Origin of the sequence: Limnohabitans sp., from assembly GCF_036804465.1 — a bacterium.
Taxonomy (GTDB): Bacteria; Pseudomonadota; Gammaproteobacteria; order Burkholderiales; family Burkholderiaceae_C; genus Limnohabitans.
This window is the reverse complement of sequence record NZ_DAIRSK010000015.1, coordinates 76,574-85,986: the sequence shown is the minus strand read 5'-3', so window position 1 is coordinate 85,986 and position 9,413 is coordinate 76,574. Positions and strand designations below refer to the sequence as shown.

Annotated in this window: 8 protein-coding genes and 1 other RNA gene; 5 read left to right on the top strand and 4 right to left on the bottom strand. The window is 56.2% G+C overall.

Going from position 1 to position 9,413, the window contains the following annotated elements; genetic code table 11:
• The 3 genes from pheA to gyrA form a co-directional block, all read right to left on the bottom strand.
• The coding region (gene pheA, locus V7Q41_RS09745) for a chorismate mutase (protein WP_333845630.1) at positions 1 to 692 on the bottom strand (692 nt) is incomplete at its 3' end.
• A 7-nt stretch (positions 693 to 699) separates the two neighbouring features.
• Positions 700 to 1,806 (bottom strand): 3-phosphoserine/phosphohydroxythreonine transaminase, encoded by a 1,107-nt coding sequence (gene serC, locus V7Q41_RS09740; RefSeq protein WP_333845629.1) that lies wholly within the window; start codon positions 1,804 to 1,806, stop codon positions 700 to 702.
• Positions 1,807 to 1,813: 7 nt separating this feature from the next.
• On the bottom strand, positions 1,814 to 4,501 hold the full coding sequence (gyrA, locus tag V7Q41_RS09735; protein ID WP_333845628.1) for a DNA gyrase subunit A: 2,688 nt from the start codon (positions 4,499 to 4,501) through the stop codon (positions 1,814 to 1,816).
• Positions 4,502 to 4,726: 225 nt separating this feature from the next.
• Between gyrA and ompA the strand changes: the two genes are divergently transcribed.
• The 4 genes from ompA to ssrA all read left to right on the top strand — a co-directional run bounded on the left by ompA (position 4,727) and on the right by ssrA (position 7,214).
• On the top strand, positions 4,727 to 5,359 hold the full coding sequence (gene ompA, locus V7Q41_RS09730) for an outer membrane protein OmpA (RefSeq protein WP_333845627.1): 633 nt from the start codon (positions 4,727 to 4,729) through the stop codon (positions 5,357 to 5,359).
• 69 nt (positions 5,360 to 5,428) lie between these two features.
• On the top strand, positions 5,429 to 6,148 hold the full coding sequence (gene ubiG / locus V7Q41_RS09725) for a bifunctional 2-polyprenyl-6-hydroxyphenol methylase/3-demethylubiquinol 3-O-methyltransferase UbiG (RefSeq protein ID WP_333845625.1): 720 nt from the start codon (positions 5,429 to 5,431) through the stop codon (positions 6,146 to 6,148).
• On the top strand, positions 6,148 to 6,813 hold the full coding sequence (locus V7Q41_RS09720; RefSeq protein WP_333845624.1) for an HAD-IA family hydrolase: 666 nt from the start codon (positions 6,148 to 6,150) through the stop codon (positions 6,811 to 6,813). The genes ubiG and V7Q41_RS09720 overlap by 1 nt, the downstream gene beginning before the upstream one ends.
• A gap of 12 nt (positions 6,814 to 6,825) precedes the next feature.
• Positions 6,826 to 7,214: a transfer-messenger RNA gene (ssrA, locus tag V7Q41_RS09715) on the top strand.
• A 46-nt stretch (positions 7,215 to 7,260) separates the two neighbouring features.
• Here the strand turns inward: ssrA and V7Q41_RS09710 are convergent.
• Positions 7,261 to 8,043, bottom strand: coding sequence for an IclR family transcriptional regulator domain-containing protein (locus tag V7Q41_RS09710; protein WP_333845623.1), 783 nt, complete (start codon positions 8,041 to 8,043; stop codon positions 7,261 to 7,263).
• 135 nt (positions 8,044 to 8,178) lie between these two features.
• On the opposite strand from V7Q41_RS09710, the gene pobA reads away from it, so the two are divergent.
• The gene (gene pobA / locus V7Q41_RS09705) at positions 8,179 to 9,363 is read left to right on the top strand and encodes a 4-hydroxybenzoate 3-monooxygenase (protein ID WP_333845622.1); all 1,185 of its coding nucleotides are present in this window, start codon (positions 8,179 to 8,181) and stop codon (positions 9,361 to 9,363) included.
• Positions 9,364 to 9,413: the final 50 nt, after the last annotated feature.

Sequence of the window (9,413 nt, the reverse complement as noted above, 5' to 3'; positions counted from 1 at the left end):
GTTGGTTGAGTCAACACCTGCCCCTCGGCATTGCTGGCCACGGCACGGCGTTCGACGAGGGGCAGGTGTTGACTCAACCAACCTTGGCATTGCGCCAAGGCTTGCGGATGAGCCAGGACCACTTCAATGCCAGCATCTGAGTTGCTTTGGCGCATCAGGTTGTGACGTACCAGCAAGCTCACCTCACCCACCACATGCACGGGCGAGCGCAAGAATAAATCGAGCGAGCGGGCCACCACGCCTTCGGTCGAGTTCTCCATGCCCACCACGCCGTATTGGGCGGTGCCTGCGGCAGTGGCGTGGAAGACTTCGTCGAAGTTGGCGCAATGAATCAGGTTGGCGGCGCTGCCAAAAAACTCAATCGCTGCCTGTTCGCAGAACGTGCCCTGAGGGCCGAGTACGGCCACACGCTGAGGCGATTCAAGCGCCAAACAAGCTGACATGATTTCGCGCCAGATGGCAGCGATGTGTTCGTTCTTCAGCGGGCCTGGGTTGGCTTGGGTGATTTTGTCAATCACTTGGGCCACGCGGTCGGGACGAAAGAAGGGTGAGCCTTCGGCACGTTTGATGTCACCGACAAGCTCGGCCAATTTGGCCCGGTCGTTGACCAGTTGCAGCAGTTGTTTGTCAAGTGCGTCAATTTGCAAGCGCAAGTTGGCAAGGGCGTCGGACTGGAGGGGTTGTTGGCTCATGTGTTTATTAGGCCTGTGTTTTTTCAAACGCTTGCATGTAATCCACCAAGGCTTGCACGCCAGCAATGGGCATGGCGTTGTAGAGGCTGGCGCGCATGCCGCCCACCGATTTGTGGCCCTTGAGCTGCAACAGGCCTAAGGCTTTGGCCCCAGCCAAAAAGGCGTCGTTGCGCGACTCATCCGCTAAAAAGAAGGGCACATTCATGCGAGAGCGGCAGTCATGCGCCACTTTGTTGCTGTAGAAGCTGGCGTTGTCCAAAAAGTCATACAAGAGCTTGGCTTTGGCGATGTTTTGATGTTCCATGGCTGCGACGCCAGAGAGTTCGCCTTGTTTTTGGCGCTTGAGCCATTGAAAGGTCAGGCCCGCCATGTAGATGCTGTAGGTGGGCGGCGTGTTGTACATCGAGCCATGCGCTGCCACCACTTGGTAGTCAAACGCGCTCGGGCAGGACCTGAGCGCGTGGCCCATCAGATCTTCGCGCACGATGACCAGCGTCACGCCTGCAGGGCCGATGTTTTTTTGTGCGCCGCCAAAGGCCAAGCCCACCTTGGACCAGTCCACCGTGCGCGAGAGCACATGGGAGGAGAAGTCGATCACCAGCGGAGCCTCAGAGCCCAAGGCTTGGAGGTCGGGGAGGGTATGAAACTCAACGCCGTGGATGGTTTCGTTGGTGCAGATGTGCACGTATTGCGCATCATGGCTGAGCTGCCATTGTTCGGCTGCTGGCAGGGAGGTGAAGTGGCTGTCAGCGCTTGAGGCTGCTACATGGGCGGTGCAGTATTTGCCAGCCTCTAGGTAAGACTTCTCGCTCCAACTGCCAGTGATGACGACATCGATGGATTGTCCGCGCGACAGGTTCAAAGGGACGATGGCGTTTTCTGCCAAGCCGCCACCTTGCATGAACAAGATTTTGAAGTTGGCGGGTACGGCCAACAGCTCGCGCACATCAGCTTCGGCTTGTTCGTAAATGCTGATGAACTCTTTGCCGCGATGACTCATTTCCATCACACCCACGCCGCTGCCGTTCCAGTTGGTCATCTCGGCGGCGGCTTGCTGCAGCACCTCTAGCGGCATGGCTGCTGGACCTGCAGAAAAGTTAAACGGGCGCGTCATGCCTGCATTAACCTTCTTGAGGGGCGTCGGTGCTGCCGTCAGTGTTGTCGTCTTCAGCACCTTCGCTGAAGTGTGCGTTGGCATCGTTTTCAACAATGCGTTGCAAGCCGCTGAGCTTGGCACCTTCGTCTAAACCAATCAAAGTCACACCTTGGGTGGCGCGACCCATTTCGCGGATTTCAGCCACGCGTGTGCGCACCAGCACGCCGGTGTCGGTGATGAGCATGATTTCGTCATCCGCTTGCACCAAGGTGGCAGCCACAACTTTGCCGTTGCGCTCAGATTGCTGGATGGCAATCATGCCTTTGGTGCCACGGCCGTGGCGGGTGTATTCGCTGATGTTGGTGCGTTTGCCATAACCGTTTTCGGTGGCGGTCAACACGCTGGCGCGAGCCACTGTGTCGTCGTTCAGGGCAGCGGGGTCTTCTTGCTCCGACACCAACATGGCGATCACGCTTTGGCCATCTTCGATCATCATGCCACGCACTCCGCGGGCACTGCGACCCAAGGGGCGCACATCGTTTTCGTCAAAGCGCACAGCTTTGCCACCATCACTGAACAACATCACATCATGCTTGCCATCCGTCAGGGCGGCGCCAATCAAGAAATCACCCTCGTCCAAGTTGACAGCGATGATGCCGCCCTTGCGTGGGTTGTTGAACTCGTCGAGTGAGGTTTTCTTGACGGTGCCCATCGACGTGGCCATAAACACAAATTGGTCTTCAGGAAAGGTACGAGCAGCGCCAGTGAGCGCCAAAACAACGTTGATTTTTTCGCCTTCTTGCAGCGGGAACATGTTGACGATGGGGCGGCCGCGTGAGCCGCGTGAGCCGGCAGGCACCTCCCACACCTTGAGCCAGTACAAGCGGCCTCGGTTAGAGAAGCACAGCAAATAGTCGTGCGTGTTGGCGATGAACAGCTGGTCCACCCAATCGTCTTCTTTGTTGGCCGTGGCTTGCTTGCCGCGGCCGCCACGTTTTTGGGCGCGGTATTCAGACAAGGGCTGACTTTTGATGTAGCCGCTGTGGCTGAGTGTGACCACCATGTCTGTTGGCGTGATCAGGTCTTCAGTGCCCAAGTCTTGGGCGTTGTGCTCAATCACGCTGCGACGAGCGCCAAGCTTGGTTTGGCCAAATTCGTTTTTCACCAAAGCCAGCTCGTCACCAATGATGGTGGACACGCGTTCGGGGTTGGCCAAGATGTCGAGCAAGTCGTCGATTTCGGCCATCACGTCTTTGTATTCGTTGACGATCTTGTCTTGCTCAAGACCTGTCAAGCGCTGCAGACGCATTTGCAAAATTTCTTGGGCTTGGGTGTCGCTTAAGCGGTAGAGGCCATCGCTTCCCATGCCAAATTCTTTTTCCAAACCGTCGGGCCGATAGTCGTCAGCATTGATCACGCCGCCATCAGTGCGGCTGCGGGTCAGCATTTCGCGCACCAGTTGGCTGTCCCACGATAAGGTCATCAGTTCAGCCTTGGCCACGGGAGGCGTAGGCGCATTGCGGATGATGCGGATGAACTCGTCGATGTTGGCCAAGGCGACGGCCAAACCCTCCAGCACATGGCCGCGTTCGCGGGCTTTGCGCAGGGTATAGATGGTGCGGCGTGTGACCACCTCGCGGCGGTGGCCCAAGAACACGGCAATCAAGTCGCGCAAATTGCACAGCTTGGGTTGGCCGTCGATCAAGGCCACCATGTTGATGCCAAAGGTGTCTTGCAGCTGGGTTTGTTTGTAGAGGTTGTTGAGCACCACTTCAGGCACAGCACCGCGCTTGAGTTCAATCACCAGGCGCATGCCGGATTTATCTGACTCGTCTTGGATGTGGCTGATGTCTTCGATCTTTTTCTCGTGCACCAACTCGGCCATGCGTTCTTGCAGGGTTTTTTTGTTCACTTGGTAAGGCAATTCATCCACGATGATGGATTGGCGCTGACCTTTGTCGATGTCTTCAAAGTGGCACTTGGCTCGCATCACCACGCGGCCGCGGCCCGTGCGGTAGCCGTCTTTGACGCCGCTGATGCCATAAATAATGCCGGCCGTTGGAAAGTCGGGCGCGGGGATGATTTCCATCAGCTCGTCAATGGTGGCCTCGGGGTGGCGCAGCATGTGCAAACACGCATCTACCACTTCGTTCAAGTTGTGCGGCGGGATGTTGGTGGCCATGCCCACCGCAATGCCAGAAGAGCCGTTGACCAAGAGATTGGGGATGCGGCTTGGCAGGACCAAGGGCTCTTTTTCAGAGCCGTCATAGTTAGGGCCGAAGTCGACAGTTTCTTTGTCGATGTCGCTCAACATTTCATGAGCGATCTTAGACAAACGGATTTCCGTGTAACGCATGGCCGCAGCGTTGTCACCGTCGACCGAGCCAAAGTTGCCTTGGCCGTCCACCAGCATGTGGCGCAGCGAAAAGTCTTGCGCCATGCGCACAATGGTGTCGTATACCGCGCTGTCGCCGTGCGGGTGGTATTTACCAATCACGTCACCCACGATACGGGCTGACTTTTTATAGGGACGGTTCCAGTCGTTGTTGAGCTCATGCATCGCAAACAAGACACGTCTGTGCACTGGCTTTAAACCGTCACGCGCATCGGGAAGGGCGCGTCCCACAATCACGCTCATGGCGTAATCTAGATAGCTGCGGCGCATCTCCTCTTCTAGGCTAATGGGCAAGGTTTCTTTGGCGAACTGGGTCATGAAAGAGGCCGATGTACAGGAAGCCTAACATTTTAGGCTGATAAGTGGCCTCTCCCTTTGTGGCAGCTAAGCAACAGCCCTCTGCTTAATTTGTGAAGTCTATTTATTAGAATAATTTACTCGTTTCTGTTGTGGCACAATATTTCAAGCGTCACAGGTGTTCACACCTAGATTGCCTGAATTCGCAGAGTGGTCTGCGGCTTATAAATCCCTCAGAGGTGAATCATGAAAAACTTGAAGAACTTGGCAGCTTTTGTTGCTACCGCTGCTTTGGCTACCGCTGCTGTGGCTCAACACGTTGACAACTGGCGTAGCGCCTCTGGCGACGTCTGGAAAAACTCCACAGGTCAGTGCTGGCGCGATGCCACTTGGACACCCGCAACTGCTGCGCCAGGCTGTGACGGCGCTATCGTTGCTGCACCGGCTCCTGCTCCTGTGGCTGCACCCGCTCCTGCTCCTGCTCCTAGAGCCGCTGCTCCAGCCCCTGCGCCAGTGGCTGCTGCCACCAAAGTCACTTACGCTGCTGACGCATTCTTTGATTTCGACAAAGCTGTGGTCAAGCCAGCTGGCAAGACCAAGTTGGACGACTTGGTGTCTAAAGTCAAAGGCATCAACCTGGAAGTCATCATTGCTGTGGGTCACACCGACTCTGTCGGCTCTGACGCTTACAACCAAAAATTGTCAGTGCGTCGCGCTGAAGCTGTGAAGGCTTACTTGGTGTCAAAAGGCATCGAGAAAAACCGCATCTACACAGAAGGCAAAGGCGAGAAGCAACCCGTCGCTAGCAACGTCACCGCCGAAGGCCGTGCGAAGAACCGCCGCGTTGAGATCGAAGTTGTGGGCACCCGCAAGAACTGATCTGACTTGATCTAAAAAAGAAACCCCGCCTTGGCGGGGTTTCTTTTTGCTTGAACGACAATACCAACCATGCAAAACACTGCCGCGCACACCAATTTTGATCAGGCCGAATTGGCCAAGTTCTCAGACCTTGCTCACCGTTGGTGGGATCCTGAGAGTGAGTTTCGCCCGCTGCATCAAATTAACCCGCTGCGCTTGGATTGGATCAACGGCATTGCGCCTTTGAAAGACAAAAAAGTGCTGGATGTGGGTTGTGGCGGCGGCATTTTGACCGATGCCATGGCACGATCTGGTGCACATGCGTTGGGCATAGATTTGGCCACCAAGTCTCTCAAAGTGGCGCAATTGCATGCTTTAGAAGCGCAAACACCCAATGTGCAGTACCGAGAAGTGGCCGTGGAGGTCTTGGCTGGCGAGCAACCGGCCAGCTTTGATGTGGTGACCTGCATGGAAATGCTTGAACATGTGCCCGACCCATCGTCCATCGTGCGTGCGTGTGCGCAGTTGGTCAAACCGGGTGGTCATGTGTTTTTCTCAACCCTCAACCGCAATGCCAAGTCGTTTTTGTTTGCCATCGTGGGGGCCGAGTACGTACTGAACTTGTTGCCCCGTGGCACCCACGAGTACGCCAAGTTCATTCGTCCCAGCGAACTGGCCCGTGATTGTCGCGAAGCGGGCCTGCAGTGGCAGCACACCCGTGGCATGGAGTACAACCCGCTGACACGGCGCTATTGGCTTAGTCATAACACCAGCGTGAACTACATGGTTGCCACGCACAAACCCCTGTGATGCTGAAACATATACGCGCGGTGCTGTTCGACTTGGACGGCACACTCATTGACAGCGCCCCCGATCTCGGCGCTGCTGCCGACAAAATGCGCACCGATCGAGGCTTACCTTCTCTACCTTATGAGCTGTACCGCCCACTCGCTGGTGCTGGCGCGCGTGGCATGCTGAAGGTGGCGTTCGACTTGACGCCTGAACACGCAGACTTCTTGGCCATGCGCGAGGAGTTCTTTGTCAATTACGAAGCATCCATGACCGAGCGCACGTATGTGTTTGATGGGGTGGAGGACTTGATTGAGCATCTGCAACTGCGTCAAATGCCCTGGGGTGTGGTGACCAACAAAATGGCGCGCTTCACCGATCCGCTCACCGCTGCTATGCCTTTGTTTGCCAGTGCCAGTGCCATTGTGAGTGGCGACACGACGCCGCATTCCAAGCCCCATCCTGAGCCCCTGTTTGAGGCCGCACGGCGCTTGGCTCTGCCGCCTGAGCAGTGCCTGTACGTGGGCGACGACGAGCGTGACATTGTGGCGGGCCTGGCCGCAGGCATGATGACCGTGGCTGCCACTTACGGCTATTTGGGCGAAAAGTCCAATGTCAGCGCGTGGGGTGCAGATTTATCAGTCGATTCCCCAAATAAGCTCTTGCAATTGCTGGCGCAGGCTTAAAATACGAGACTTGGGGCTGCACTGGTTTCGACATGGGTTCGGACGCGTGGCAGGGCATGTCGAGGTTCTGATCCTCGTAAAACAACAGAAAAAAAACTAACTGCAAACGACGAACGTTTCGCACTCGCCGCTTAATCCGGTGAGCCTTGCAACAGTTGGCCGATAGGCTGGGTTAGGGTGATTGAGGTGTTAAAACCTCAAAAGTCCTAGCTGCAAGGTAACTCATATTGGCTGGCATGACATCGGGCACCTTGATGTTGTGCGAGATCTAAGGATGCTGGTTTGATGTTCAGCGTGTCGCTGCGCGGTTCATCAGATAAGACTCAAATCAGACGACTACACATGTAGAACTGTACGAAAAAGGCTTGTGGACGCGGGTTCAAATCCCGCCAGCTCCACCATATGCAAGTTTAAAGGCCGCTAGGTTTCACCACCTAGCGGCTTTTTTCATATCAACGGCCTCAATGCTTGCGCAGTTTGCTGCAACAGCGCCAACCAACGCGTTACCAAATCTGGCGCGTTTGGCCCAGCACCTGAGCGCACCAAGTTAAGCGCTGCAACCATGTCCCCGCGTTCATTGCGCAGTGGCACAGCCAAAGCGTCCACGCCTAGCTCGTGCTCTTCTAATGCCAAGCAATAGTCTTGTTTGGCCACTTGTTTGAGTTTTTGTTTCAAGTCCTTGGCTTGGGTGGCGGTTCGCGCTGTGAGTCGGCTGAGGGGATTGGCTTCAAGCCATGCCTTCAACGGTGCGGCTTGCAAGTTGGCCAGCAGCACTTGCCCCGTCGATGTGGCGTGGGCGGGTAAGCGCGTGCCCACATGCAGCCCATAGGCCAACACACTGTGGCTGGTTTTGGCGGGTAAGTCGCAGCCTTGCCATATGCCTCGCGCCACGATGATGACCGCATCGTTTTGCAGGACGGCTACTGAGCATGACAGTTGCGTCGCCAAGCTCAATTGGTGAAGCGTGGGTTGCACGGCCCGAGGCAAGCGCGCGCTCGACAAATAGCTGCCTGCAAAGCCCAGCACCTTGGCGGAGAGCCAGAAATATTGCCCATCGGTTTCCAAGTAGTTCAGTTCTGCCAGCGTCAGCAGGTGGCGCCGCGCAGCCGCACGCGTCAGGCCTGTGCGTTGCGCGGTCAGGGTGGCGTTGAGCCGTTGGCGCTCGGTGTCAAAACTCTCCAGCACGGCCATGCCACGGGCCATGCCTTCAATCCAGTCGGCTTTGTTCATGCGGAGGGTTTGGGTGTAGGTTGCACGATCATCGTGCGTCTATTCTATTCACCGTGCAGCATTGCTGTTGGCGCTTTGCGCTGGATCAAATGCGCCCTTAATCTTGCACTACTTCTACCAATAGGGAAATGAGACATGCGAACTCAAGTGGTGATTGTGGGTGGCGGGCCTTCGGGTTTGTTGTTGGGGCAACTGTTGCACAAGGCTGGCGTGGATGCCGTGATCGTGGAGCGCCAAAGCCCTGACTATGTGTTGAGCCGTATTCGCGCAGGCGTGCTAGAGCAAGTCACGCTCGAGGTGTTGGCGCAAGCAGGTGTGGACCAGCGCATGAAGAAAGAAGGCTTGGTCCACACGGGCTTTGATTTGTTGTTCAAAGGTGAGCGGCACCGCATTGACTTGGCGGCCCTGACGGGCGGTCAAAAAGTGATGGTTTACGGCCAAACCGAAGTCACCCGCGACTTAATGGATGCCCGCCAATCCGCTGGCCTGACCACGATTTACGAAGCCGATGACGTGCAAATACACGGCTTCGACACCGACCAGCCCAGCGTGAGCTTTAGCAAAGACGGCAAGAGCCACACCATCACGTGCGACTTCATTGCAGGCTGTGACGGCTTTCATGGGGTGTGCCGTGCCAGCGTGCCCAAAAAATCAATTCAAGAGTTTGAAAAGGTGTACCCCTTCGGCTGGCTGGGTGTGTTGTCTGACACACCGCCCGTGCACGAAGAGCTGATTTATGCTAACAGCCCGCGCGGCTTTGCGCTGTGTTCGCAACGCAGCCACACCCGCAGCCGCTATTACCTGCAAGTGCCGCTCACCGACAAGGTCGAGCAGTGGAGCGACGACGCTTTCTGGGCCGAGCTGCGCAATCGCCTCGATACACAAGCGCGCGACCAATTGGTGACGGGACCAAGCATTGAAAAAAGCATTGCCCCGCTGCGCAGCTTTGTGACCGAGCCCATGCGTTTTGGCACCTTGTTTTTGGCAGGCGACGCCGCCCACATCGTGCCACCCACTGGCGCCAAGGGGCTGAATTTGGCCGCCACCGATGTGAAGTATTTGTCTGATGCGCTGATCGAAGCCTGTGTTGAAAAGTCGCATGCAGGCATCGACCATTACTCCACACGTTGCTTGGCGCGCATTTGGCGTGCAGAGCGTTTTTCATGGTGGTTCACCAGCTTGATGCACAGTTTTCCTGATCAAGGTGAGATGGGACAAAAACTTCAAGAGGCAGAGTTGGACTACCTGATTCACAGCGAAGCTGGCTCACGCACCATGGCGGAGAACTACGTGGGTTTACCCTTGAATTTTGGCGAGTAAGCGCGCGCAGATGAGAGCCAATTTGCCTGCATAGGCCCCGATCATTCGCT

Coding starts and splice junctions, on each gene's coding strand:
- ubiG (WP_333845625.1), top strand. CDS start 5,429: ATGCAAAACACTGCCGCGCACACCAATTTTGATCAGGCCGAATTGGCC.
- pobA (WP_333845622.1), top strand. CDS start 8,179: ATGCGAACTCAAGTGGTGATTGTGGGTGGCGGGCCTTCGGGTTTGTTG.
- V7Q41_RS09710 (WP_333845623.1), bottom strand. CDS start 8,043: ATGAACAAAGCCGACTGGATTGAAGGCATGGCCCGTGGCATGGCCGTG.
- ompA (WP_333845627.1), top strand. CDS start 4,727: ATGAAAAACTTGAAGAACTTGGCAGCTTTTGTTGCTACCGCTGCTTTG.
- gyrA (WP_333845628.1), bottom strand. CDS start 4,501: ATGACCCAGTTCGCCAAAGAAACCTTGCCCATTAGCCTAGAAGAGGAG.
- V7Q41_RS09720 (WP_333845624.1), top strand. CDS start 6,148: ATGCTGAAACATATACGCGCGGTGCTGTTCGACTTGGACGGCACACTC.
- serC (WP_333845629.1), bottom strand. CDS start 1,806: ATGACGCGCCCGTTTAACTTTTCTGCAGGTCCAGCAGCCATGCCGCTA.